Source organism: Microbispora catharanthi, from assembly GCF_006334915.2.
GTDB classification, from domain to species: domain Bacteria; phylum Actinomycetota; class Actinomycetes; order Streptosporangiales; family Streptosporangiaceae; genus Microbispora; species Microbispora catharanthi.
The window spans coordinates 22543-47150 of sequence record NZ_VDMA02000034.1 but is presented as its reverse complement, the minus strand read 5'-3'; the positions used below and the strand labels follow the sequence as shown (position 1 = coordinate 47150).

Genomic DNA, 24608 nt, shown 5'->3' with positions numbered 1-24608 from the left:
ATGACAGGCACGCTCCTTAACGAGCTGTACGAGGCCGAGCGGCGACTGCAGAAGGCGCAGCTCGGCGGTGACGTGGAGGAGCTCGACCGGCTGCTCGACGAGCGGCTCGTCTTCACGGGACCGCCGGACGGCCGGCTGCACACGGAGGCCAAGCAACTCGATCTCCACAACCACCGCTCGCGTACGCAGGTGATGACGAAGGTGGCCGAGGAGGACCTCACCGTCGTCGTCTCGGGGACGACCGGAGTCACGTGCTTCCTCGGCACGCTCGAAGGCACCTTCGACGGCGAGCCGTTCGCCGGCCGGTTGCGCTACACGCGCACGTGGGTGCACACCGGCGAGTACGGCTGGCGCGTCCTGGCGGCCCACGCCAGTGAGGCGTGACGCGAGGTTCCGAAGTCGCGAGGCCCTTCCGGACCATCCGGAGGGGCCTTCGCACGTACCGGGCCGGAAACACGCGAGCAGCGGATCGGCGGGGCTACGCGTTCACACTGCATGGATCGTGAATCCCTACGGTTGACGGCGCTCGCATCGCCGGCGCCGCCTCCCGAGTCCGATCTGGCGGGGCTGTACCGCGAGCACCGGGTCGGCCTGGTGCGGCTCGCGGTGCTGCTCGTCGGCGACCTGGAGTCGGCGGAGGACGTGGTGCAGGACGTCTTCGCCCGGCTGCACGGCCGGCGGCGGCCCCCGGATCTGACGCTCGCCTATCTGCGGACCTGTGTGCTCAACGGGTCGCGGTCGGTGCTGCGCCGCCGCGCGGTCATGCTGCGCCGCACGCAGCGGGTCACCGACCTCGCCGACTCGGCGGAGACCGCCGTCCTCATCGGCGAGTCCCGCAGGCAGGTGCTGCGGGCACTGGCCCGGCTGCCCAGGCGCCAGCGGGAGGCGCTGGTGCTGCGTTACTACCTCGACCTGGCGGACTCCGAGATCGCCCTGGTCATGGGGGTGGGGCAGAGCACCGTCAGATCCACGACCGCACGAGCCCTGGCCAAACTCCTCCGCGAACGAAGGCGGGGAACGCTGAGCGTGCCTGGACACGTGGAAGGGGCACGGGCGGGAACGCCCATGCCCCTCGTGGCCCTACTGGATGTCAGGACCTCGCTTCCCGGCTCACGGGTCGCAGTCCTCGCTGGAGGAGTGCATCATGGGCCGGCTGTAGCCGGTGACCTGCCGTGACTCGGTGACGTACCGGGTCTCGCTGACCGGGCGCCGGTAGGTCATCATGCGCGTGTAGCTGACCGGACGGCTCTCGCTGACGAAGTGCGTGGACTGCACCTCGCGAGTCTCCGGCACCATCCGGGTGTAGCTGACCGGACGGCTTTCCGTGACGAAGCGCGTCTCGGTGACCGGGCGCCGGAAGGTTTCCTGCCGGGTGACCGGACGTGACTCGGTGACGTAGCGCGTCTCGGTGATGGGCCGCTGGTAGGTCTCCTGGTGGGTGACCGGTCGGCTCTCGGTGACGTAGCTCACCACCGGGCGCTGGTAGGTGACGTAGCGCGTCACCGGACGCGATTCGGTGACGTACCGCGTCTGGGTGACCGGGCGCTGGTAGGTCACCTGGCGGGTGACCGGCCGGCTTTCCGTGATCATGCGCGTGTAGGTCACGGGGCGCTGGTAGGACACCTGACGCGTTTCGGTGACCGGACGCATCCGGGTGACCATCCGCGTCTCGGTGACCGGGCGCCGGAAGGTGACCTGCCGGGTGAACGTGACCGGACGGCTCTCGGTCACCATACGCATCTCGGTGACCGGGCGCCGATAGGTGATCGTCCGCGTGTAGCTGATCGGACGGCTGTACGACGACTGCTCGCGGAGCGCCGGACTGCTGCTCCGCAGCAATGACGAGCGCAGCGACGACTCGCGCAGTGACGACGAACGCAGCGACGACGAACGCAGCGACGACTCGCCCAGCGAGGCCCGCGAGCGGTGGTAGGCGATGTTGCTCTGGGACTGGCTGCCGCTCGACTCCTCGCTCGATGAACCTTCCTGGGCGCTCTCCGGCCCGTACCCGCTCTCCTCCTCGTACGCGCGTCCGCTCTGCTGAGCCGCCTCCTCCGACTGTTCGCCGAGGCTGGTGCCCGGCTCCTCGGCCCGCGGCGCGCTGAGCGCGGCGGCGAGGCCGGAGGGGTGGGCGGCGGTGGAGGCCGATGCGATGGCCGGCCAGAGCGTAACCGCGGACAGGACTGCCGGACCCAGCAGTAATGAGAATCGAGTGCCGTGCATAGAGATACTCCTCTCCGATCAGCGATCGGGTCGTATCTCAATCGTTGGCACACGCCGCCGGAGCCCGTCCAGGCGAGTTGACCCCTCCCGGGCCGTTCGCTGTGGCATTCCATAGGTGCCAATGGGCGTGGCTATCGACGACGACGTCGTTGACCGGCCTCCGCTTTGCCTCCGCATTTCGCCGACAATGCGCTTCGACTAATTGCCGAGACGTTTACGGATTCGGCATTGCGTGTTTTCCGGAGAAAGCGCAGGCTCAGCGGTGGGCGATGACGGCGTACCGTTCGTCGTGGATGGGCTTGCCCCACAGCACGGGGTCGGTCAGCGGCTCCACCCCCACGCTCGCGGCGTACGGCCGCAGCACCTCGACCAGAGGTTCGGCGCTCACCCCGCCGAGCCAGGGCAGGGAGCCGGCGCCCGGCACGTACGGCGGGCCGTCCCCGGAGGCCTGCCAGTTGCCCTCGATGAGGATCAGCCGGCCGTGCGGGCGCAGCAGACTCATCCAGGTGCGCAACGCGCGCTCCGGTGCGGGCAGGGTCCACAGCAGATGCCTGGCCAGGACGACGTCGAAGGAGGTTCCGGCGGCGGCCGGCGGGTCGCTCGCGTCGCCGGTGAGGACGGGCGCGGTGAAGCCCGCCGCGGCGAGCTTGCCCCGGGCCGCCTCGGCCATTCTCGGGGACAGGTCCACGCCCACCGGCCGGTGTCCCTGCTCGGCCAGCAGCAGCGTCAGCGACCCGGTGCCGCAGCCCAGGTCGAGGACGTCGGTGGGAGGCCGCGGCATCCAGGACCGCAGCCGTCCCGCCCAGGCCGCGCGGACCCGGAGGTCGCGAAGCCCGTGGTCGGCTTCGTCGTCGAAGGTGTCTGCCTCCGCGTCCCAGTAGGAGGCGATCGACTGGGGATTCAGATCAGGCACGGACGCATCTTGTCACCCGCAGCCGACAAAAGTGGATGCAAAGGGTAAGACGGGTGATGTCCGCAGGGGTCAGACGGCCTGTGGGGGTGAACCGTTCACCTTCCAAGAGGCTCCGGAGACGCCAGGACCCCGGCAGGAGGATCTCCTGCCGGGGTCCCGCACGTGTGGTGCCGGTGCCGGGTCGCCTCTCGGCGAAAGGCACAACGCGGCTCCAGCCGAACGGTAGTCCGCGAAGGCAAATTAGGTGAGGCCCGGGGACACCTGCACACCGGCCACGCTTCATCCAACCACGTGTCCGCACTCGTTGTTCCCGGGCCACGCCATCTTTTTCCAAGCCGATCTCCGGCGCCCGCTGCGCAAGCCCCGCTCAGTCCCGGAGGAAGACGGTCTTTCCGGACCTGCCGGGGAAGACGAGGACCAGGTGCTCCTCGACCGGGCCGTCGGACTCGTACGTCATGGCCTCCTCCTGTTTCCGCACGTAGACGCGGACGCGATAGCGGCCGGGCCCGGCGGAGGCGAGGTTCGGCAGAGGGGCGCTTTCCTCTCCGAGGAGTTCGAGCGTGCCGTCCGGGCTGTCGACGCCGGTCTCGACGACCGTGTCCCAGCCCTTCAGCCCCAGGCGGGGAGCCTGGCGCAGCGCCTTGACCGTCATGCAGATCGGGTAGTTGTCCACGGCGGTGCCGACCGAGACGGCGGTCGTGGTCAGCCAGTCGATGACGTCGTCGAACGCGCGGTCCAGTCTGCGCGGCCGCTCCTCGCCGGACCGGCCCGTGCCGTCGTCGACCAGATAGCCGCCGCCCTCACCCACGTGAAGGGCGGTGGTCGCCTGCCGCACCGCCCGCAGGCGGCGGGCAGGGTCCGCACAACGGGCGGTCATCCGCGCCTGGTACTCGTCCTCCTTCCGCTGCGCCTCGGCCTCCGACAGCACGAGGTCGGGCCACTTCCGCGCGACCGCGTCCGGGCACAGGAACACCAGCGCGCCCATGAGCGAGTAGCTCCAGTCGTACGCCCCGGCCTGGTCGAGCAGGGTGCGGACGCGCGGCTCGGAGGAGGGCCGCCCGGCGACGCCGCACAACGCCCGGCCGAAGGACAGCAGCTCCCGATCGGGCAGCGCCACGAGCCGCGGAGCGTACCCCGCGACGTCCCGCGCCGTGCAGAGGAAGGCGAGTTCGCGGTCGCGGGGCGCGGTGTCGCCGTACGACTGGCGGATCACGGTCCACGGGTCGCAATCGGGCTCCCCGGCGAACCCGCCCTGATCTCCGCCGTCGTCTCCGCCCTCGTCGACGTCATCGCCGATACTCAAGGCCGTGCCCTCGTTCTCGGCGGCCTCCTCCGCGAACTTGTCCGCGGCCTTCTCGCCATCGCGGCCGAGGGCGACAAAACCAGGAGGCACCTTATCCACAGGAAGATCGAAATGTACGGATGAGGGAAAAGGGCCGCGGCCGCCGTTTCCTCCGGTTGATTGTGCGCTCGCGGGGCGAAAAAGGTGTTGCCCGCCCTTGCGGGCTGCGGAAGCCTCCCTCCTGTGGAGCGAGTGATTCTGGCGGGGGCGGACGGCGTCCCGGCCTTCAGTTATGTCGAGGACGAGCGTTACGGGCTGCGGTGCGCCGACCTGGTCGAGGTCCTGGGCCCGGGGGCGGTCGATGCGATCATGGCGAAGCTGCCGGGCTGGGCGGTGGCGGGGCCGGTCGATCTGGGCAAGGCGCTGGTCGCGCGCGGTGCGCGCGTGATGCGGCACGCCCACGAGATGACCTGCGAGCTGCGGACGGCGCCGCCCGCCGAGACCGGGGCGCCCGAGGGCTTCCGGTTCGTGCCCTGCGACCGGTCTCCAGAGGAGGTGTTCGCGGCGTGGCGGGCGGCCTATCCGCCGGGTCACCCCGACCACCGGAACGTGGACGACGACGCCGCGCTGCGCGACATCCTCACCCCGTTGCTGGAGGGGAAGATGACCGGCGAGATCCTGCCCTGCGGCGTGCTCGCCGTGGACCGGGACGACGCGGTGGCCGGCGGCGCGGTGGTCACCCTCTTCCACGACCGGCCGTGGGTGGTCGAGGTCTTCCGCCACCCCGCCCGCACACCCTCCGGCCTCGGCGCGCGCATGCTGGCCGCCGCACGGGACAGGGCGGCGGCAGGCGGATGGGAGCGGCTCGGCCTGGTCGTGTCCGAGGGCAACCCGGCCAGACGCGTCTACGAACGGCTCGGCTTCACCCTGGTCGGCACCTCGATGACCGTGGTCGTCCCGGACTGACCGTCACAGGGACGAGGTGAACTCCTTCACCTCCCGCTCGTAACGCCCGGGGTCCGCGTTCCAGGAGCCCGTGTGCCCGCCTCCGCTCGTCCGCACGAGCCTGACGATGTCGGGGCGGGCCTCGGCGAACCGCAGCGCCGGGCCGATCGGCACGGTCGCGTCGTCGTCGTCCACGAAGACCAGGGTGGGGATCCTGAACTCGCGGGCGTGCCGCAGGTGGTCGATGTCGTCGAAGGACACGCCGGTGCGCCGCTCGATGACCCATTCGCCCACCGACACGAGGAAGCCGGGCACACCCATCTGCTCGGCCCCGAGGGCGATCGGCGCCCGCCAGTCGATGACCGGGCTGTCGAGGATCATGGCCTTGATCGGCTCGCCGGGCAGGTTGCGTACGGCCATCGGCACGATGCCCCCGCCCATCGACCAGCCGTACAGGACGATTCCGGTCGCGCCCTGGTTCTTGGCGTACGTGATGGCCGCCGCCACGTCCTGCCACTCGGTGGCGCCGAGGTGGAACTTGCCGTCGGAGCTCGCCGGGGCGTCCTCGTCGTTGCGGTAGGTGATGCCCAGCACCGGCATCCCCAGGCTGTGGAAAACCGGCAGCACGCGCAGGGCCTCCGCCGGGCCGCCGTTGCGGCCGTGTACGGCGATCACCCAGGTCGTCGAGGTGCCCTCGGTCCGCCAGCCGGGGAAGTCGCCGAGCGGCGAGGGGATCCTCACGTCCGTGTACGGCACGCCGGCGGCGGCCGGGGTCGCGTGGCCCCACAGCCAGCGGTCGAGGTAGGCGTGCACTCCGGGCCGCAACTCGCCGTGGACGACCTCGGTGACCTTCCTGGTCACCGTGCCGGTCCCGGTCGTGATCACCTGCCCCACCAGTGCGTTGCCGTCCGCCCAGGTCAGGCCGTACGTGCCGGGGGCGGCCGTGTCGGCGCCGCCCTTGATCGTGACCTGGTCGCCGCTGACGGCCGTCACCTCCAGGGGATATCCGGAGGTGTGGACGGGATCGATGACCAGGCCGGAGTAGTACCAGCCCGCGCCGCCGACGGCGGCCACCGCGAGCACCACGACGACGGCGAGCGTCCACAGCAGGCGGCGCCGCCATCGTGTCGTCCAGCGCATGGCCCAGAATCTACTGGGCCTTTATCCGTTGGTTAAGTGCGGATGACGCCTTTCGTACGCATGAGGAACTCACCGAGGTAGGCGTCGTGCGGAACCCACGGCGGCATCAGATAGGTGGGAGTGTCCCCCAGGTAGACGTTCCTGATCGACGGGTCCTCCACCAAATGGTCGACCAGCCCGGCGTCCTCCGTGATCGCGGTCAGCACGAGCGTGTTCCGCAGCGGCTCGATGCCGTCCGCCCGGCTCCAGGGCGCGAACCACACACAGGGGAACGACAGCTCGATGCCCGTCTGGGGCGCGTCCGGCCGGTCCACCAGGAAGACGGCCGGCCGCAGGACGCCGCTGCCGTCGCCCAGGTCGTCCACCACGCCGTCGCCTCCGATCACCGGCGTCGCGCCGTTCACGTGGTCGAGCAGGTACTTCTCGATCGCGTGCGCGTCCGCGACCGGCTGGACGGGCAGCACCGCGCCGTCGTCCTCCGGCGGCAGGCTCGGGATCGCCGAGAGCCGTTCCGCGACGGCCTCGGCCACCGGTGCGGGATCGCCCTCCACGAAGACGGCGGTGGTGTTCACGCAGGCCGTCCCTCCGAAGGCGCTGACCGACTCCACGATCGTGCCCAGGTGGGACTCCCAGTCGTGCCCGGTGAGCAGGATCTTGGACCGTCCCGGGCCCTGCGGCAGCACCCTGACGTCGTTGCCGTACTTGTTCACGACCTCCTCGCCGCCGTACACCATGGCGAGGTCGGCGTCGCGGATGATGTCGTCGGCCACCGCGTAGTCGGTCGGCAGGAGCACCACCTGGTCGTCGCCGAACCCCGACTCCCGCAGCGCCGTGATCAGGCGGTGGGGGGTGAACGGCTCGCGCCGCGAGGGGCGCACCGCGACCCGGTAGCCGAGCGCGAGGGCCTCCAGCCACAGCGTGTGCACGCCCGGGTGGTTGCCCGCGGCGTGTACGGCGAAGACGTCGCCGCGCCGCGTCCAGACCGCCTGGCCGTTGCGGGTGAGCGGGTCGCGCCAGTCGTCCACCGCGCCCTCGGGACGTGCGTACCGGGTGGTGCGGTACGCCTCTCCGGCGCGCCGTCCGATGCCCGAGGTCGCCGCGCGGACCACGATGATCGGCATCCCCGAGACGCGGCTGACGATGTGCTGGTACTCCTCCGCCGGAATGCCGTCCACCACGCCGGTCGCGAAGAGCCGTCCCGCGCGGGCGAGGGCCGCCGCCCGCTCGTGGGCCGGCAGGGTCCGCGCCTCGCGCAGGGCCGCCATCGTCCGCTGGACGAACAGCCGCGGCACCAGGCTCAGCTCGGCGACCGGCGTCCCGGTCAGCTCCGTGATCGTCAGTCGGCTGCGGCTGTGGTAGGGCCCGCCCGCGCCCAGCGCGTCGAGCCGGATCAGCTCGTCCATCAGTACACCCCCTCGATGACCGTCTCGTTCTCGAAGGTGGGAAGCGGGCCGACGTCGGCGACGGAGTCGCCCATCTGCCCCGGCGGCGGCGCCACGCGGGTGGCCAGGTCGCGTTCGAGGTTGTTGGGCAGCAGGAAGCTCTTGCTGACGTGGTGCATCACCACCTGGCCGCGGTCGCCGTACCGGACGGCCTCCCCGGTCTCCTGGTCCACCACCGAGAACGAGATGTAGGGCGAGAACGTGTCGAAGACGACCAGGTCCTCCCCCGGCGGCGCGACGCGCTCGGCCAGCCCGCCGAGGATCATCGTGCTGCCATACGTGCCGTACAGCTTGACGTTCGGGAAGACCTCGGTGCGGAGCAGGTAGCGGGTGTCGGGGTCCATGTGCGCGCCGCCCCAGCTGATCGCGCCGACCTTCGTGTTGATCAGGTCGACGAGCGCCTTCCTGCGGGCCAGCCGGGTCAGCAGCGGCGGCGTGGTCACCAGGACCCTTACGTCCTGGGTCTCCAGGATGTAGGTGCTCTGGTCGATCAGGTGCTCGGCGTAGCGCTCGGCCTCGTCGGCGCGGCCCTCGGCGATGCACCTCTTCACCCACCGGGGGTCCATGTCGACCGTGAACCGGATGCCGCCCCGCCGCGCGGCCTGCCATCGGACCAGTTCGCCGAAGACGTGCGGCCCGGTCGGCCCGAGCGACAGCCAGTGGCCGCTCTCGGGGTAGCCCCTCGCCCGCAGGTCCTGCTCGGTCCGGTGCATCAGCCGTTCCACCCAGTCCCGTAGCAGCACGACGCGCTTGGGCGGCCCGGTCGTGCCGCCGCTCTCGTACACGCCGATCACGTCCGCGTCCGCGCCGTACCCCCGGGGGATCAGGTCCTCCACCCGGACGTCGCGCAGCTCGTTGGCCACGTTGGGGAAGCGGCGCAGGTCCTCGAAGGTGCGCACGTCCTCACGCGGGTCGAAGCCGAGCGTCTTCGCCCGGTCCAGCCAGTATGGCGAGCCGGTCTCGGGGTTGAAGTGCCACCGCATGGCGGCCGCGATGAACTCCGGGCCCTCCGGGACCTGGTCGAGCGGGCAGTCGAGGATCGGATCTGTTGACATATCCGGCCCCTTTGACTCGGAAATCCCCTGAAAAGCCAGGCTATTTCCGGGCGATTCGCCACCAGGTCAAGAGATTCCGGGACTGTGGAAAAGATCGGACACCAGATCCCAGGGCCGGGTCTCAGGGCCGGATCTCAGGGCCGGGGCGAGGTCCGCTGCCAGAGCCGACCCTGGTTCTGGCCCTTCCCCGTCGCGGCCCGGCAGCGGGGACAGACCCTCCGCACCTCGTCGGCCGCCCCGCCCGACTCGGGGAACGCGTCCGGCCACGGGACGTGGTGGAACCGGTGCAGCCGCGACCGGCTGAGCGCGAGCCCGCACACGGTCTGGTTGGCGCCGGGCCACCAGGCGTGCGCCTCGCCCGCGGGCTTGCGTACGCCGTCCTCGTCCCGCCACTCGCCCGACGCGGCCACCGAAGGCTCCCCACGCGGCATCGCCCGCCTCCTCACGTCTCCGCCGCATGGTTCCCGCACGCGGCGGGGCGAACCGTCAGCAGGGCACCTTGACGTGGGAGGGGTGGGGTGCGAGGGAGGGCAGGTCCTGCACCCGTTATTACCGGCCGCCTCCGGAATGGTTCACGATGCCGATGTTCCGGGCCCGCAGGCCGTCGTGACGGCGGAAAAATGGCGTGCCCGGTGTGGTGAGCGGCAGGTAGCCTCTCCGGGAAATCTGGAAGGGGCGGCACGTGGGGCATGTCGAGGTCGGGCATCTGACGCATGTGCTGCCGGACGGCAGGATGCTCCTGAGCGACGTCTCGTTCCGAGTGGGGGAGGGCGTCAAGGCGGCCCTGGTCGGCCCGAACGGCGCGGGCAAGACGACCCTGCTCCGGATGATCGCGGGCGATCTCCAGCCGGTCGAGGGCACGCTGGCCCATTCGGGCGGTCTCGGCGTGATGCGGCAGTTCGTCGGCAACATCCGGGACGGACGTACGGTCCAGGACCTGCTGCTCAGCGTCGCGCCGGAACGGGTCAGGACGGCGGCGGAACGGTTGGACGCCGCCGAGCTCGCGATGATGGAGCGCGACGACGAGAAGACCCAGATGCGGTACGCCCAGGCGATCACCGACTACACCGACGCCGGGGGCTACGACATCGAGGTGCTCTGGGACGCCTGCGCGATGGCCGCCCTCGGCACGCCGTACGACAGGGTGAAGTATCGCGAGGTCGCCACGCTGTCCGGCGGCGAGCAGAAGCGGCTGGTGCTGGAGGCGCTGCTGCGCGGGCCCGACCAGGTGCTGCTGCTCGACGAGCCCGACAACTACCTCGACGTGCCGGGCAAGGTGTGGCTGGAGACGGCGCTGCGCGAGACGCCCAAGACCGTGCTGCTGGTCTCCCACGACCGGCAGCTGCTCGCCAACGCCGCCGACCGGATCGTCACGGTCGAGTCCGGCAACGTCTGGATCCACGGCGGTGGCTTCGCAACGTACGCAGAGGCGCGGCGGGAGCGCAACGAGCGGCTCGACGAGCTGCGCAGGCGCTGGGACGAGGAGCACGCCAAGCTCAAACGCCTGGTGGTCATGCTCAAACAGAAGGCCACCTACAACGACGGCATGGCCCCGGCCTACCACGCCGCCCAGACCCGGCTGCGCCGGTTCGAGGAGGCCGGGCCGCCGGAGGTCGCGCCGAAGGACCAGGTCATCAGCATGCGGCTGCGCGGCGGACGCACCGGCAAGCGTGCGGTGATGTGTGAGGGCCTGGAGCTGACCGGCCTCATGAAGCCCTTCGACCTGGAGGTCTGGTATGGCGAGCGGGTCGCCGTGCTCGGCTCGAACGGCTCGGGCAAGTCGCACTTTCTGCGGCTGCTGGCGGGGGAGGACGTGCGTCACTCGGGCACGATGCGGCTCGGCGCACGGGTCGTCCCCGGGCACTTCGCCCAGACCCACGCCCGGCCCGAACTGCTCGGCCGTACGCCCTGCGAGATCGTCATGACCGAGCACGCCCGGCTGAAGAACGAGGCGATGAAGGCCCTGGCCCGCTACGAACTCGCCGGCCGGGTCGCCGAGCAGCGGTTCGAGACGCTGTCGGGCGGCCAGCAGGCCCGCCTGCAGATCCTGCTGCTCGAACTGTCCGGCGCCACGCTGCTGCTGCTTGACGAGCCGACCGACAACCTCGACCTGGCCAGCGCCGAGGCCCTGCAGCAGGGCCTGGACGCCTTCGAGGGCACCGTGCTGGCGGTGACGCACGACCGCTGGTTCGCGGCCGACTTCGACCGCTACCTGGTCTTCGGCTCCGACGGGCGGGTGTACGAGTCGCCCGATCCGGTCTGGGACGAGACACGCGTGGTCCGCCCGCGATAGACCGCCGGTAAAGATACCGGCGGGAGCGCGCGTGTCCCGGAGGCGGCGTCCCATTCAGCGGTTATGACGGCTAAGTGACGCGACGTTGCCACATGACCGTCGCACTCGCCCTCGCCGCGCTGGCGATGGCGTCGTGCGCGAGGGAAGACAAGCAGGAGGGCCCGCAACCGCTGGCCCTCAAGGAGCAGGTGTCCTCGATCGTGCGCTCGGGGGCCGGATACGCGGTGACCTGGGCGGGGGTGCTGAGCAACCCCAACCGCTGGCATTTCGGGGAGAACGCCGTCGCCGTGATCACGGCCGTGGACGCCGCCGGCAAGGAGGTCGTCCATCAGGAGCAGCCGCTGGACGCGGTGCCGCCCGGCCGCCCGCTGGCCTTCAGCGGCCAGGTCACGAGCCACGCCCAGCCGGTGCGCGTGAAGATCGACTACCGTCCCGCCTCATGGCGGTCCATTCCGCGCGTCCCGTCGGCGTTCCTCAAGTTCCCGATCTCGGACGTCCGCACCGACAAGCTGACGAACGGGTCCTACCTCGTCACCGGCTACGTGCTCGACCCGTTCCGCAAGCCCGCCGGCGGGCTCGCCGTCACGGCCCTGTTGCGTGACGCGGCGGGCAAGCTCGTCGGCGGGGCGACGTCGTTCGTGGACGACGTACGGCCGGGGGCCAGGAGCAGGTTCGTCATCACCGTCGAGGGCGTGCAGGGGCCGGTCGGCGCGACCGACGTGCAGGCCACGACCTGGGGCTCGACCGCCAAGACGTACGAGGACCTGGCCCAGGCCGGAGCCGTTCCGCTGCACACGGTCGCGCCGACGACGGAGCCGTTCGTCAAGGACCGCGGATATCCACCGCCCAACGACCGGCGCCAGTGAGCGGCCCACTGCCGATCTTGACAGGACAGGCGGGTTACCGTAGCGGGATGGCCATCCCCAGGATCGTGCTGTTCGGAGCCACCGGCTTCACCGGCAGGCTCACCGCCGAGGCGCTCGCCGCGCGCGGGGCCCGGCCGCTGCTGGCCGGGCGGGACCAGACGAGGCTCACCGCCCTCGCCGACGCGTTGGGCGGCGACCTGCCCACCGCGGTCGCCGACGTCGGTCGCCCCGAGTCCGTACGCAGGATCGTCGCGCCGGGCGACGTGCTGATCTCGACCGTCGGCCCGTTCGTCCGGTGGGGAGAGGCCTCGGTCGCCGCCGCGACCGAGGCGGGCGCGGTCTACTTCGACACCACCGGAGAGCCCACGTTCATCAAGCGGATCTTCCAGCGGTACGGCCCCGCCGCGGCGGCCCGGGGCGCGGCCCTGATCACCGCCTTCGGGTACGACTACGTGCCCGGCAACCTCGCCGCGGCCCTGGCCCTGCGCAAGGCCGGGCCGGGGGCCGTCCGTGTGGACGTCGGCTACTTCGTGGAGGGCGGCATGGCGCGTCGCGCGAGCGCCGGGACCCGCGCCTCGGCGCTGGGAATGGTCCTCGAGCCGATGTACGGCTTCCGCGAGGGCCGCATCGTCCCCGAGCACGGCCGCACCCGGAAGTTCCTCGTGGACGGCCGCGTGCGGCACGGCCTGTCCATCGGCGCCTCCGAGCACTTCACGCTGCCGCCCGCGCATCCCGGCCTGCGCGAGGTGAACGTCTACCTCGGCTGGCTGGGCGGGCTGACCAGGGTCGCGGGCGTGCTGGCCAAGGCGGCCCCCGCCATCGCCGCGCTGCCGGGGATCCGGCGGGCGACCGAGGCGCTGGCCGACCGGGTGCTCCGTACGGGCGGGGGCGGCGCGCCGGCCGGGGCGGGCGTGTCGTCGAGCATCGTCGCCGAGGCGTACGACGCGGGAGGCCGCCGGCTGGCCGCCGTCCACCTGACCGGAGGCGACCCGTACGAGTTCACGGCCGGCGTGCTGGCCTGGGCGGCGACGACGGCGCTTGCCGAGGGCGTGCACGGCACCGGTGCCCTGGGACCCGTGGACGCCTTCGGCCTCGACGCGCTCACCCGTGGCTGCGCCGAGGTGGGAATGGCCGTCAGGGAGTGACAGCGCGTCCGTACGGCGTCGTGCACGGCGTCCTCTATGCGGGCCGGATTTTTCGCGATTAGTCACCTAATAAAGCGGCGAACTCCGGCAAATTAACTGGATGGCAGAGGTAAAAACCGACGATGTAGGAACGTGACTTCACCTGAATGGGTGGAGCGGGGAGTTACTGAGCATTTACTCTCAGTTATATGAATGATGGCGTCCTGGTCGAGGCGTTGCGGGCCCGGGATCCGGGAGCGCTGGCCGCCCTTTATGACACATATGCGGGCAATCTCTACCGGTACTGCCGCACGTTGCTGGCCGGGCCCGACGCCGCCCAGGTCGCGCTGCGCGACACCCTGATCGCCGCGGAGGCCCTCGTCGGCTCGCTGGCCGACCCGGACAGGTTCCGCCCCTGGCTGTACGCCCTGGCCCGCGGCGAGTGCATGCGCCGCCGCACGCCGGAAGAGGAGGACGGGCCGGAGACCGGGCCGGTCCCCGTCGCGACCGTGCCCTTCCCCGGCGTCACGGCCGAAGGCGCCGAGGCCGACCTGCGCCTCGTCGCGAGCAGCGCCGTGGGGGCGCTGTCGGCCGAGGATCGGGAGGTGCTCGAACTGGCCGCCCGGCACGGGATGACCGGCCAGGACCTGGCCGGGGTGCTCGGCACGGCCGAGCGGTACGCCGAGGCGCTCCTCGACGCGGCCACGGAACGCCTGCGTGAGACGGTGACCGTCGAGATCCTGGCCAGGCGTGCGACCCACGACTGCCCGCGGGCGTCCGCCATCCTCGCGGGGTTCACGGGAGAGCTCACCGCGCAGGCGCGGGCCCAGCTCACCCGGCACCTCGCGCGGTGCGAGACCTGCGCGCGCCAGCGCGTCAGGCAGATCTCCCCGGCCAAGGTGTTCGGTCTGCTCCCTCAGATCGCTCTGCCGGAGACGCTGCGGGTGCGGGTGCTCAGCAGCTTCATCGACCCCGAACTCGTCCCCTATCGGCGGTACGTCGCCAAGCGCGTCGGCGGGCTAAACGCCGGGGGCTTCCCGAGGGCCGGTCGCCGCGAGGGCAGGCTGGCGCAGGCGGTGGCGGGCGCCGTGGCCGCCCTGGCGGCGGTGGCGACGATCGCGCTCGTGTTCGCCCAGTTCGCCGGGGACCTGCGCGAGCGGGCCGCCGACACGATCGCCCCGCTCCGGCTCCCCACGGCGGAGGCTCCGGCCGGCCCGTCCGGCGGCACCGCCTCCCCGGAGGGGTCGTCGGACGAGGTCGACGGGGTCGGCGGGCGCTCCCCCGTGCCTTCGGTCTCCCGGGAACTGGCCGAGCCGGTCGTGCCCGTGGTTCCCGCGAGGCCGGTCGCCCTGCCGCGCCCGGCGCCCCTGCCCGCACCCGTGCCGCCCTCCGCCGGCCGGCCGCACCGTCCCGCCCCGCACGGGAAGCCGTCCGGGCGCCCTACAGGCGCCCCCTCCTCGCAGGGTCCGGGCACCTCGCCGTCCGGCCCGACGCCCACGCCCACCATCACCCCCGGCACCCCCAGCAGCCCCGGCACCGAGCCGGGCGAGGAGCCCACCCCCGGCGGCACCGGCTCCGGGGGGCCGGGTTCTGGTGGGCCGGGTTCCGGCTGGCCCGGTTCTGGTGGACACGGGTCCGGCGGCCCCGGCCCGGGCTGGCCGCCCCGGGGCGGACCGCCTCCGGCGCACTGGCCGGGACACCGTCCGCCCTGGCGTGACCACCAGCACCATCCCCGTCCCCACAGGGAGTGCCCGCCGACTCCCGCGCCCTCCCGCAAGCCCTCGGGCGACGACGGCGGGCCCACGGCCCTACCGCCGTGGCGCGGCGGACACGGCGCCAGGCACGAGGCACAGAACGCCGGAGGCGGCGGGAGGGCGCAGAACGCCGAAGCCGGTGGGAGGCCGCAGGACGCCTCAGGCTGGAGGGGGCAGGGCGCCGGAGACGGCGGACCGTCGCGGCACGCCCGTCCCGGCGGCCCCGGCCAGGACGGCTGGCGCCGCGACGGCTCGCGCCGCGACGGTCCGGGTCCCGGCCGCCCCGGCCGGGACGGCTCCCTGCCGGGCGTACCCGGAGGAGTCCGGGACGGAGGCTCCGAGCGCGGAACGGAGCGTCGTGGCACTTCCGGCGACCCCGCGAGCGGAAGCTCCGGAGGGCCCGGAGGCGCTTTCCCTGTCTAAACGGGACGACCTACCACATAGGTTGATTACAGGGCGTAACTTAGATGTGTACGGAGAGTAGTCGCCGGGAAGTGAGGGGAGTGGAGCAGGGAAGGGGAAGGAATTGCCACTCCTCAGAGCGTCGGGGCTGGTCGCCGGGCTCGGGTCAAGTCTCGTCCTGACCTTCGGAGCCCCGGCGGGAGCCGATCCGAAACCGTCCGCGAAGGACGTCGCCAAGGCACGCCAGCAGGTGCAGGAACGCGCACGGGAACTGGGCGAAGCCGAGGCCGACCTCGCGGTCGCGCAGGCCCGTCGAGAGGCGCTGAACACCGAGGCCGAGCGGCTCGTGGAGTCGTACAACGGGCAACTCGTCCAGCTCGAGCAGGCGCGTGCCGCGTACGAGCAGTCGGCGCGGCGGGTCCGCCAAGCGTCCGACCAGGTCGCCCGGCTGCGCGGCGAGGTGGCGGCGAGGGTGGCCGAGGGATACGGCGGGGTGCGGCTGTCACCGCCCGCCGCGGCCATGCTCGGCGGTATCGGCGACGTGCACGGCTTCCTGCGAAGAGCCAGCATGCTGACACAGCTCGGCGACGAACAGACCGCTTCGCTGGAACGGCTGAAAGACGCGCAACAGGTCTTCGAGATCCTCCGAGAACAGGCGGCCCGTGCCTACTCCGACCAGTCGCGCAGCGCCGACGAGGTGCGACAGGCGAAGGACGCGGCACAGCGGGCCGTCGAGGAACAGCTCGAACAGACCAAACGGATCGAGCAGGAGAAAGCGGAGATCTCCAAACGGCTGGAGGCCGCCCGCGACCGCGTCGACGAGCTGAAACAGGCGAGGAGCAAGGCCAGGGGGGCGGCGCTCCCCGCGCGCAGGAGCCTGGCGGTGCCGGCCTGGACCGGGCGGTTCGGGTCGGGACCCGGTGAGATGGCCGCCCAGTGGGCGCTCAAACAGATCGGCAAGCCGTACGTGTGGGCCGCCGCAGGCCCGTCGGGGTTCGACTGCTCGGGGCTGACGATGCGGGCCTGGCAGCGGGCCGGGGTGTCACTCGATCACTGGACCGGCACGCAGTGGACGTCGGGACGGCACGTCCCGCTCAAGGAACTGCGCACCGGCGACCTCATCTTCTACGGCCGGTTGAGCCGGAACCCCGGCGACATCCATCACGTGGGCATCTACATCGGGCGCGGCATGATGGTCCACGCCCCCCAGACGGGGGACGTGGTGCGCATCTCGCCCATCTGGCGCCACGATCTGGTCGGCGCCACCCGGCCAGGCTAGGGGCGCGCCCCATGGATCTTCCGCCTACCGCGGTCGCCCAGCCGGCGCCTCGCCACGGCAAGATCCGCGGGACACTCCCTGACTCAGTGCTCCTCGTCGTGGTGCTCGGTCTCCTGGAAGCGCTCGATGCTGGCGACGATCTCGGCCTCCGCCTCGACACGGCCGACCCAGTTGGCGCCCTCGACCGACTTGCCGGGCTCCAGGTCCTTGTAGACCTCGAAGAAGTGCTGGATCTCCAGCCGGTCGAACTCGGCGACGTGGTGGATGTCGCGGATGTGCTCCATCCGCGGATCGGTCGCCGGAACGCACAGGACCTTGTCGTCGCCGCCCTTCTCGTCGGTCATCCGGAACATCCCGACAGCGCGGCAGCGGATCAGGCAACCGGGAAAGGTCGGCTCCTGGAGCAGGACGAGCGCGTCGAGCGGGTCCCCGTCCTCGCCGAGGGTGTTCTCGATGAACCCGTAGTCGGCGGGGTACTGGGTGGACGTGAAGAGCAGGCGATCCAGACGTATGCGGCCGGTCTTGTGGTCAACCTCGTACTTGTTCCGTTGTCCCTTGGGGATCTCAACGACAACGTCGAACTCCACTCGTTCCTCCGCATGAGTCCCCGGTCTCCCGGGCTGGCGTTAATGTCTCGTAGGCGTGGTCAAGGTCGGCGCGAAATGAGGGTGTAGTGGTGCGACGTGAGCGGTGGATGGTGGTGGCCACCCTCGCCCTGCTGCAGATCTTCGTCGTCCTCGCGGGCACTTATCTGATCACCCATGACGCCGACAGGACCCCGGCTCCGGTCGCGTCTCCGAAGCCGACCCCGATCCCCCTGGTGACCGCGGGTCCGGTTCTGGCCGCGGCGGGGGACGGGGCTCTCCCCGCCAAGGGTACTTTGACCACCCGGCTCACCGCTGCGATGGGTGACCCCGCCCTCGGCGGCAGTGTGGCCGGGATCGTGCTCGACGTCGCGACGGGAACGCCGATTTTCGACGGCCGCTCGGGCACCGCCATCACCCCGGCCTCGACCACCAAGGTCGTCACCGCGTTGACGGTGCTGGCCACGGTGGGGCCGGACGCCCGCCTGGCCACCCGGGTCGTGCGGGGGGCCTCCGCCAAATCGATCGTCCTGGTCGGCGGCGGCGACCCGACCCTGGCAGGCCCGCGGACGAGCGCCGCCGAGCAGGAGGAGATCTACCCGCGGCCCGCGTCGCTCGCCCGGCTCGCCTCGAGCACGGCCAAGGCGCTCAAGGCGGCGAAGCTCACCTCGGTGGACCTGTCGTACGACGCCTCCCTGTTCAACGGGCCGCGGACGGCGCCGGGCTGGAAGCCGACGTACATCCCGGAGGGCAGCGTCGCCCCGGTGTCCGCGCTCATGATGGACGAGGGCCGGGCGGCCAACGGCGCCCGCTACCCGGACCCGGCGCAGGCCACCGCCGACGCGTTCGCCACGCTGCTGAGGAAGAACGGCATCAGGGTGGGCAAGGGGGTCGACTCGGCCAAGGCGGCGCCCACCGCGCAGGAGCTGGCTCGGGTGGAGTCCGGCCCGATCTACGCGCTCGTGGAGCGGATGCTCACCCACAGTGACAACGACCTCGCCGAGGCGCTCGCCCGGCAGTCCGCCATCAAGGAGGGCCTCCCGCACACCTTCCAGGGCGTGCCCACGGCGGTCGGGCGCGTGCTCACCCGCCTCGGCGTGGCCGACGGGGTGGAGGTCCACGACGGCAGCGGGCTGTCCACAAAGAACAGAATCGCGCCGACGGCCCTCGCCCACATCCTGGCCGTGGCGGCGTCCCCCGCCCATCCGGAGCTCCACTCGCTGATCAGCGGCCTGCCGATCGCGCATTTCACCGGAACTCTGCACAATCGCTATGAGAAGTCCGAATCGAAGGCCGGCGCCGGATTGGTACGCGCGAAGACGGGCACTTTGAACGGGGTGAACACCCTGGCGGGCATCGCGTACACATCCGAGGGCCGGTTGCTGACCTTCGCGTTCATGGCCGACCAGGTGGCCAACCCGCCGGAGGCGATCGCCGCCCTCGACAAGATGGCCACGATCGTCTCCCAGAGCTGAGCTGTGGTGAATCGCGCTCGCTCCGCTCGCGCGGTTCGGGGCGCCCAAGGCCGATGGTCGTGCCGGAGGCGCGCAATCAGCCGGTCGTGCCGGAGGCGCGCAATCAGGCACTTCCTCGGCGCGTGCTCGCTCGTTCCTCGGTCCAGAACACGGCCGCGCCCCTCACAGGGCTGCATGCGCGGCGAGCAGTCGGAGAACGTACGGTGGTGGGTATGCAGGTGATCGACTGGGATCTGGCCGTCGCGACCGGGGTGCGCCTTGTGCGTCCCGGCCCTCAGGTGAGCCGCGAGGAGGCCAGGCAGGCGGTCCTCGAACTGCGGCGGCTGTCGCGGGACGCCGAGGGGCACGTGCGGGAGTTCACCCGCATCGATTCGGCGACGCCCGAGGCGGCGACCGTGGTCGACCGTCCCGGGTGGATCCGCGCGAACGTGGACGGCTTCCGCGTGGTGCTCGAGCCGCTGACGCAGAAGATGTCGAACATGCCGGCGGTCGTCGGCGCGGTCGGCTCGCGCATCACCGGGCTCGAGGTCGGCGCGGTGCTGGCCTTCCTCGCCTCCCGGGTGCTCGGGCAGTATGAGCTGTTCCTCCCGCCCGATCCCTCGGGCAACGCCCCGACCGGCCGCCTGACGCTGGTGGCCCCCAACATCGTGCACGCCGAGCGCGAGCTGGGCGTCGATCCCCGCGACTTCCGCCTGTGGGTGTGCCTGCACGAGGAGACCCACCGGGTGCAGTTCACCGGCGTCCCCTGGCTCCGGGAGTACGTCCGCGGCCAGATGACCGAGTTCCTCCTCGCGTCCGAGATGGACCTGGCGACCCTGCTGGAGCGCCTGCGCGCCGCCTCCGACGCCGTGGCCGACGCCTTCAGGGGCGGCGAGGGCAACCTCATCGAGGCCATCCAGACACCCGAGCAGAAGGCCGTGCTCGACCGCGTGACGGCCGTGATGACGCTGGTGGAGGGGCACGGCGACTACGTCATGGACGCGGTGGGCCCGTCCGTCGTGCCGTCGGTCGCCGAGATACGCGCCAAGTTCCAGCGCCGCCGCGAGGGCGGCTCGCGCTTCGACCAGCTCGTCCGCCGGCTGCTCGGCATCGAGCTGAAGATGAAGCAGTACGCCGAGGGCTCCCACTTCGTCCGCACCGTCGTGGACGAGGCCGGCATGGAGTCGTTCAACAAGGTCTGGACCTCGCCGGAGACCCTGCCCGACCGCGGGGAGATCGCCGACCCGCACGCCTGGATGTCCCGCGTCCTGGCCTCCGCCTGACGTAAATCCACCCGCCCTCCGCCTGACGTTCACCCACCCGCCCGGGCCCGCCGGACGGGCGTTTCCCCTGCCCGCCGCGGGCGGCCAGAATGGCCGCATGGGCCCGCATCCCGCCGTCGCCGACGTCCGCCGCGCCGTACGGCTGTCGCTCGCGGACCTCGCCGCCCCTCGGAGGGCGGGGGAGTCGTCCGGCGCGCTCGTCCTCGTGGCCTGCAGCGGCGGCGCCGACTCGCTGGCGCTGGCGGCGGCCACCGGCTTCGCGGCCCCGCGCCTCGGCCTGCGCGCGGGGCTGCTCACCGTCGACCACGGGCTGCAGGAGGGCTCGGCCGACCGAGCCCGCGACGTCGTACGGCTCGCGCCCACGCTTGGTCTCGACCCGGCCGAGGTGCTGACCGTCACGGTCGGCACGGCCGGGGGCCCCGAGGCCGCGGCGCGGGAGGCCCGCTACGCCGCCCTGTCCGCCGCGGCCGGTCGGCTGGGCGCCGCCGCGGTCCTGCTCGGCCACACGCGTGACGACCAGGCGGAGACCGTGCTGCTGCGCCTGGCCCGCGGCAGCGGCACGCGGTCCCTGTCCGGAATGGCGGAGGTCTCGGGGTTCTACCGGCGGCCCCTGCTGGGGCTCGGCCGGACGCGGACCAGGCAGGCGTGTGACGCCCTCGGCCTGCGCCCCTGGGACGACCCGCACAACGACGATCCGGCGTACACCAGGGTCAGGGTGCGGCGCGACGCCCTCCCGGCGCTGGAGGCCGCGCTGGGGCCGGGGATCGCCGAGGCGCTGGCCCGCACGGCGCGGCTGTGCCGGGACGACGCCGACGCCCTGGACGCGTGGGCGGACGCCGTCCACGCGAAGTCGCGCGGCCCCGGCGGGGAGCTGGACGTGTCCGTGCTCGCGGACGTGCCGGGGGCGGTGCGGCGGCGGGTCATCCAGCGGGCGGCCGTGGAGGCAGGGGCGCACGCCGCCGCGCTCGCGGCGGTGCACATCGAGGCCGTCGAGCGGCTGGTGATCGGCTGGCACGGGCAGAAGGGAGTGGACCTACCCGGGGGGGTGGGGGTGGTCAGGCGCTGTGGCACCCTTGTCTTCGCCGTGGACAATCTCTCGCTCGCGTAAGGAAAACCCCAGGTGGACGCAGCCGACATGGGCAAGGATCTCTCCAGAGTCCTCATCTCCGAGCAGGAGCTACAGGAGAAGATCAGAGAACTGGCGGGCCAGATCGACGCCGACTACGCCGGCAGGGAACTGTTGATCGTCGGCGTGCTCAAGGGAGCGGTCATGGTTATGGCCGACCTCGCCCGCGCGCTGCACGTGCCCGTGCAGATGGACTGGATGGCCGTTTCCTCGTACGGCGCGGGGACCATATCGTCCGGCGTCGTGCGGGTGCTGAAGGATCTGGACACCGACATCGCCGGCCGGCATGTGCTCGTGGTCGAGGACATCATCGATTCCGGGCTGACCCTCTCGTGGCTGATGAACAACCTGAAGTCGCGCAACCCCGCGTCCGTGGAGATCTGCACGCTGCTGCGCAAGCCGGACGCGGTGAAGGTCGAGTTGGACGTCCGTTACGTCGGTTTTGACATCCCCAACGAGTTCGTCATCGGGTACGGGCTCGATTACGCGGAGCGGTACCGCAACCTGCCGTTCATCGGGACTCTTGCGCCTCATGTGTACGGAGGGGAGTAAGCCCTTAGCGAAGTGACCCTCGAATCGTGCGTTATTGGGCGCCAGGTCGGGGAACACGGGGTTGGCTGACGTACGTTGGAAAGGCAAAGCCGGAGCCGCTCGGGCAGTTACCCGACGCGGCTGCCGGGTGTACCTTCGGATATCCGCGGGAGGCCGGTCGGCCGCCCCGCGGTAGCCAGAAGGAGCGGCAAGGGATGCCGCGACCCCGGGTTTTCCCGGGGCAGGCCTTGGTCAGGAAGGGACGGGCCCGCCGGGGTTCCGCAACGGATGGATCTCAAGCGATTTACACGTGGCCCACTGCTGTGGATCCTGGGCATCGTATTGCTTCTCCTGCTCGTCACCACGATGTTCGGCGGCGGCGGCAACTACACCACCGCCGACACCTCGATGGTCGTCCAGCAGATCCAGCAGGGCAATGTCAAGAGCGCGACCGTGGTCGACAAGGACCAGCGTGTCGAGCTGACGCTGAACCGGCCCGTCGAGGTCGGGGGCAAGACGACCGACCGCATCCAGGCCCTGTGGGTCGAGGGTCAGGGCGTGCAGCTCACGCAGGCGCTCGAGCAGGCCAAGCCCACTCAGGGCTGGACGGTCGATGTGGCGAAGGAGAACTTCCTCGTCAGCCTGCTGGTCAGCTTCCTGCCGATCATCATCATCGTCCTGATCTTCTTGTTCATCATGAACCAGATGCAGGGCGGCGGCTCCCGGGTCATGAACTTCGGCAAGTCGCGGGCGAAACTGATCACCAAGGACACCCCGAAGACGACCTTCGCCGACGTCGCGGGGGCCGACGAGGCCATCGAGGAGCTCCAGGAGATCAAGGAGTTCCTGCAGGCCCCGGCCAAGTTCCAGGCCATCGGCGCCAAGATCCCCAAGGGCGTGCTGCTGTATGGCCCGCCCGGCACCGGCAAGACCCTGCTCGCCCGCGCCGTCGCGGGTGAGGCGGGCGTGCCGTTCTACTCGATCTCCGGTTCCGACTTCGTCGAGATGTTCGTCGGCGTCGGCGCCTCCCGCGTCCGCGACCTGTTCGAGCAGGCCAAGGCGAACGCCCCGGCGATCATCTTCATCGACGAGATCGACGCCGTCGGCCGGCACCGCGGCGCGGGCCTCGGCGGCGGCCACGACGAGCGTGAGCAGACCCTGAACCAGCTCCTCGTCGAGATGGACGGCTTCGACGTCAAGGGCGGCGTGATCCTCATCGCCGCGACCAACCGCCCCGACATCCTCGACCCCGCGCTGCTGCGCCCCGGCCGCTTCGACCGGCAGGTCGTCATCGACCGGCCCGACCTGGAGGGCCGCAAGGGCATCCTGCGCGTCCACGGTCGCGGCAAGCCGTTCGCGCAGGACGTCGACCTCGACGTGATCGCCCGCAGGACCCCCGGATTCACCGGTGCCGACCTCGCGAACGTGATCAACGAGGCGGCCCTGCTGACCGCCCGGCAGGACCAGAAGCTCATCACGATGAACACGCTCGAGGAGTCGATCGACCGCGTGATGGCCGGTCCCGAGCGCAAGTCCCGGGTCATGTCGGACCAGGAGAAGAAGATCATCGCCTACCACGAGGGCGGTCACGCCCTGGTGGCCCACGCGCTGCCCAACTCCGACCCGGTCCACAAGATCACGATTCTGTCCCGCGGCCGCGCCCTCGGTTACACGATGACGCTGCCGATGGAGGACAAGTTCCTCGCGACCCGGTCCGAGATGCTGGACCAGCTCGCCATGCTGCTCGGCGGCCGCACCGCGGAGGAGCTCGTCTTCCACGAGCCCACCACCGGCGCGTCCAACGACATCGAGAAGGCGACCTCGATCGCCCGCCGCATGGTCACCGAGTACGGCATGAGCGAGCGGCTCGGCGCCCGCAAGTTCGGCAGCGGCAACGGCGAGGTCTTCCTCGGCCGTGAGATGGGCCACGAGCGCGACTACTCCGAGCAGATCGCCTCGGCGATCGACGAGGAGGTCCGCCGCTACATCGAGAGCGCGCACGACCAGGCGTGGGAGATCCTCGTCCAGTACCGCGACGTGCTCGACAACCTCGTGCTCGAACTGATGGAGAAGGAGACGCTCTCCCGGGAGCAGGTCCTCGAGATCTTCTCGCCCGTCGTGCCCAAGGAGAAGCGTCCCTCCTACGCCGGCTACGGCAAGCGTCTGCCGTCCGACCGTCCTCCGGTCATCACGCCCAAGGAGCGCGCCAACGGCAACGGCTCGGCGCTGCCCGCCGGCGGCACCGGCTCCACCCCGTGGGTCAACGACCAGTCGGCGCAGCGGGACGAGGCCTGACCATGGCCGAACCGATGGTGGGGCCGCCCCCCGGCTTCGACCACGACCGGATCGAGAAGGCCGTCCGGGAGATCCTGTTCGCGATCGGGGAGGACCCCGATCGCGACGGGCTCCGGGACACTCCGGCCCGGGTGGCCCGCGCGTTCGCGGAGCAGTTCGCCGGCCTGGGCCAGCGACCCGAGGACGCGCTGACCACCATGTTCGACGCGGACCACGACGAGATGGTGCTCGTCAAGGACATCGAGGTGATGTCCACCTGTGAGCACCATCTGCTCCCGTTCCACGGCGTGGCCCACATCGGCTACACCCCGAACGACAAGGGACGCATCACCGGCCTGTCCAAGCTGGCCAGGCTGGTGGACGTCTACGCCCGAAGGCCGCAGGTCCAGGAGCGGATGACCTCCCAGATCGCCGACGGCCTGATGCAGGTGCTGGAGCCGCGCGGCGTGATCGTGGTGATCGAGGCCGAGCACATGTGCATGACCATGCGCGGTGTCCGCAAGCCCGGTGCCAAGACGATCACATCGGCCGTCCGGGGTGACTTCCGTTCCAGCGAGGCGACCAGGGCCGAGGCCATGTCGCTGATCCTGCGCGGCTGAGCGCGGGCGACGGCCGAT

General features: G+C 71.2%; 22 protein-coding genes. 14 read left to right on the top strand and 8 right to left on the bottom strand.

Annotated features, from left to right (window positions below; genetic code table 11):
* Together FH610_RS39265 and FH610_RS39260 are read left to right on the top strand one after the other, a co-directional pair.
* On the top strand, positions 1-384 hold the full coding sequence (locus FH610_RS39265; RefSeq protein ID WP_139580312.1) for a nuclear transport factor 2 family protein: 384 nt from the start codon (positions 1-3) through the stop codon (positions 382-384).
* 132 nt (positions 385-516) lie between these two features.
* Entirely contained in the window at positions 517-1176 is a 660-nt protein-coding gene (locus FH610_RS39260) for a sigma-70 family RNA polymerase sigma factor (protein WP_240809460.1), read from the top strand.
* Here FH610_RS39260 and FH610_RS39255 read toward each other — a convergent pair.
* The 3 genes from FH610_RS39255 to FH610_RS39245 form a co-directional block, all read right to left on the bottom strand.
* Positions 1111-2223 carry a hypothetical protein gene (locus FH610_RS39255; protein WP_139580310.1) on the bottom strand — a complete coding sequence of 371 codons (1113 nt, stop codon included), beginning with the start codon at positions 2221-2223 and terminating at the stop codon, positions 1111-1113. The two genes, FH610_RS39260 and FH610_RS39255, sit on opposite strands and share 66 nt — an antisense overlap.
* Before the next feature lie 256 nt (positions 2224-2479).
* Entirely contained in the window at positions 2480-3136 is a 657-nt protein-coding gene (locus FH610_RS39250) for a class I SAM-dependent methyltransferase (protein WP_205826376.1), read from the bottom strand.
* A 367-nt stretch (positions 3137-3503) separates the two neighbouring features.
* Positions 3504-4529, bottom strand: a complete 1026-nt coding sequence (locus FH610_RS39245) for a hypothetical protein (RefSeq protein ID WP_139580309.1) — start codon at positions 4527-4529, stop codon at positions 3504-3506.
* A 132-nt stretch (positions 4530-4661) separates the two neighbouring features.
* Between FH610_RS39245 and FH610_RS39240 the strand changes: the two genes are divergently transcribed.
* Positions 4662-5384, top strand: a complete 723-nt coding sequence (locus FH610_RS39240; RefSeq protein WP_139580308.1) for a GNAT family N-acetyltransferase — start codon at positions 4662-4664, stop codon at positions 5382-5384.
* 3 nt (positions 5385-5387) lie between these two features.
* On the opposite strand, the gene FH610_RS39235 is transcribed toward FH610_RS39240, so the two are convergent.
* The 4 genes from FH610_RS39235 to FH610_RS39220 form a co-directional block, all read right to left on the bottom strand.
* Positions 5388-6503, bottom strand: coding sequence for an alpha/beta hydrolase family protein (locus FH610_RS39235; RefSeq protein WP_139580307.1), 1116 nt, complete (start codon positions 6501-6503; stop codon positions 5388-5390).
* 32 nt (positions 6504-6535) lie between these two features.
* The gene (locus FH610_RS39230) at positions 6536-7906 is read right to left on the bottom strand and encodes an aldehyde dehydrogenase family protein (protein ID WP_139580306.1); all 1371 of its coding nucleotides are present in this window, start codon (positions 7904-7906) and stop codon (positions 6536-6538) included.
* Entirely contained in the window at positions 7906-9000 is a 1095-nt protein-coding gene (locus FH610_RS39225; RefSeq protein WP_139580305.1) for a phenylacetate--CoA ligase family protein, read from the bottom strand. Before FH610_RS39225 ends, FH610_RS39230 begins: the two co-directional genes overlap by 1 nt.
* A gap of 134 nt (positions 9001-9134) precedes the next feature.
* A complete protein-coding gene (locus tag FH610_RS39220; protein WP_139580304.1) occupies positions 9135-9431 on the bottom strand; it encodes a hypothetical protein in 297 nt (98 codons plus the stop codon).
* A gap of 251 nt (positions 9432-9682) precedes the next feature.
* Between FH610_RS39220 and FH610_RS39215 the strand changes: the two genes are divergently transcribed.
* The 5 genes from FH610_RS39215 (at position 9683) to FH610_RS39195 (ending at position 16718) form a co-directional block, all read left to right on the top strand.
* Positions 9683-11293 carry an ABC-F family ATP-binding cassette domain-containing protein gene (locus FH610_RS39215; protein ID WP_139580303.1) on the top strand — a complete coding sequence of 537 codons (1611 nt, stop codon included), beginning with the start codon at positions 9683-9685 and terminating at the stop codon, positions 11291-11293.
* A 92-nt stretch (positions 11294-11385) separates the two neighbouring features.
* Positions 11386-12159: a hypothetical protein gene (locus tag FH610_RS39210; RefSeq protein WP_139580302.1), complete on the top strand. Its 774-nt coding sequence runs from the start codon at positions 11386-11388 to the stop codon at positions 12157-12159.
* Positions 12160-12206: 47 nt separating this feature from the next.
* Entirely contained in the window at positions 12207-13304 is a 1098-nt protein-coding gene (locus FH610_RS39205) for a saccharopine dehydrogenase family protein (protein ID WP_205826375.1), read from the top strand.
* 188 nt (positions 13305-13492) lie between these two features.
* Positions 13493-15460 carry a hypothetical protein gene (locus tag FH610_RS39200; protein ID WP_139580301.1) on the top strand — a complete coding sequence of 656 codons (1968 nt, stop codon included), beginning with the start codon at positions 13493-13495 and terminating at the stop codon, positions 15458-15460.
* Positions 15461-15563: 103 nt separating this feature from the next.
* Positions 15564-16718: a C40 family peptidase gene (locus tag FH610_RS39195; protein WP_205826374.1), complete on the top strand. Its 1155-nt coding sequence runs from the start codon at positions 15564-15566 to the stop codon at positions 16716-16718.
* 83 nt (positions 16719-16801) lie between these two features.
* Here the strand turns inward: FH610_RS39195 and FH610_RS39190 are convergent, their stop codons facing one another.
* Positions 16802-17305 carry an inorganic diphosphatase gene (locus FH610_RS39190; protein ID WP_139580300.1) on the bottom strand — a complete coding sequence of 168 codons (504 nt, stop codon included), beginning with the start codon at positions 17303-17305 and terminating at the stop codon, positions 16802-16804.
* A gap of 86 nt (positions 17306-17391) precedes the next feature.
* Here FH610_RS39190 and dacB point away from each other — a divergent pair, with 86 nt between their 5' ends.
* The 6 genes from dacB to folE all read left to right on the top strand — a co-directional run bounded on the left by dacB (position 17392) and on the right by folE (position 24590).
* Positions 17392-18777 carry a D-alanyl-D-alanine carboxypeptidase/D-alanyl-D-alanine endopeptidase gene (gene dacB / locus FH610_RS39185; protein WP_240809459.1) on the top strand — a complete coding sequence of 462 codons (1386 nt, stop codon included), beginning with the start codon at positions 17392-17394 and terminating at the stop codon, positions 18775-18777.
* Between the two features lie 212 nt (positions 18778-18989).
* Positions 18990-20039 (top strand): zinc-dependent metalloprotease, encoded by a 1050-nt coding sequence (locus FH610_RS39180; protein WP_182903588.1) that lies wholly within the window; start codon positions 18990-18992, stop codon positions 20037-20039.
* Positions 20040-20136: 97 nt separating this feature from the next.
* Positions 20137-21147, top strand: coding sequence for a tRNA lysidine(34) synthetase TilS (gene tilS / locus FH610_RS39175; RefSeq protein WP_139580299.1), 1011 nt, complete (start codon positions 20137-20139; stop codon positions 21145-21147).
* A gap of 12 nt (positions 21148-21159) precedes the next feature.
* Positions 21160-21717 (top strand): hypoxanthine phosphoribosyltransferase, encoded by a 558-nt coding sequence (hpt, locus tag FH610_RS39170; protein ID WP_240809458.1) that lies wholly within the window; start codon positions 21160-21162, stop codon positions 21715-21717.
* Positions 21718-21984: 267 nt separating this feature from the next.
* Positions 21985-23991 carry an ATP-dependent zinc metalloprotease FtsH gene (ftsH, locus tag FH610_RS39165; protein WP_139580298.1) on the top strand — a complete coding sequence of 669 codons (2007 nt, stop codon included), beginning with the start codon at positions 21985-21987 and terminating at the stop codon, positions 23989-23991.
* Between the two features lie 2 nt (positions 23992-23993).
* Positions 23994-24590: a GTP cyclohydrolase I FolE gene (gene folE / locus FH610_RS39160; RefSeq protein ID WP_079319614.1), complete on the top strand. Its 597-nt coding sequence runs from the start codon at positions 23994-23996 to the stop codon at positions 24588-24590.
* The last annotated feature ends 18 nt before the right edge of the window (positions 24591-24608 follow it).

Coding starts and splice junctions, on each gene's coding strand:
- FH610_RS39265 (WP_139580312.1), top strand. CDS start 1: ATGACAGGCACGCTCCTTAACGAGCTGTACGAGGCCGAGCGGCGACTG.
- FH610_RS39255 (WP_139580310.1), bottom strand. CDS start 2,223: ATGCACGGCACTCGATTCTCATTACTGCTGGGTCCGGCAGTCCTGTCC.
- FH610_RS39235 (WP_139580307.1), bottom strand. CDS start 6,503: ATGCGCTGGACGACACGATGGCGGCGCCGCCTGCTGTGGACGCTCGCC.
- FH610_RS39230 (WP_139580306.1), bottom strand. CDS start 7,906: ATGGACGAGCTGATCCGGCTCGACGCGCTGGGCGCGGGCGGGCCCTAC.
- FH610_RS39225 (WP_139580305.1), bottom strand. CDS start 9,000: ATGTCAACAGATCCGATCCTCGACTGCCCGCTCGACCAGGTCCCGGAG.
- FH610_RS39220 (WP_139580304.1), bottom strand. CDS start 9,431: ATGCCGCGTGGGGAGCCTTCGGTGGCCGCGTCGGGCGAGTGGCGGGAC.
- FH610_RS39210 (WP_139580302.1), top strand. CDS start 11,386: ATGACCGTCGCACTCGCCCTCGCCGCGCTGGCGATGGCGTCGTGCGCG.
- FH610_RS39205 (WP_205826375.1), top strand. CDS start 12,207: ATGGCCATCCCCAGGATCGTGCTGTTCGGAGCCACCGGCTTCACCGGC.
- FH610_RS39200 (WP_139580301.1), top strand. CDS start 13,493: ATGAATGATGGCGTCCTGGTCGAGGCGTTGCGGGCCCGGGATCCGGGA.
- FH610_RS39180 (WP_182903588.1), top strand. CDS start 18,990: ATGCAGGTGATCGACTGGGATCTGGCCGTCGCGACCGGGGTGCGCCTT.
- tilS (WP_139580299.1), top strand. CDS start 20,137: ATGGGCCCGCATCCCGCCGTCGCCGACGTCCGCCGCGCCGTACGGCTG.
- ftsH (WP_139580298.1), top strand. CDS start 21,985: ATGGATCTCAAGCGATTTACACGTGGCCCACTGCTGTGGATCCTGGGC.
- folE (WP_079319614.1), top strand. CDS start 23,994: ATGGCCGAACCGATGGTGGGGCCGCCCCCCGGCTTCGACCACGACCGG.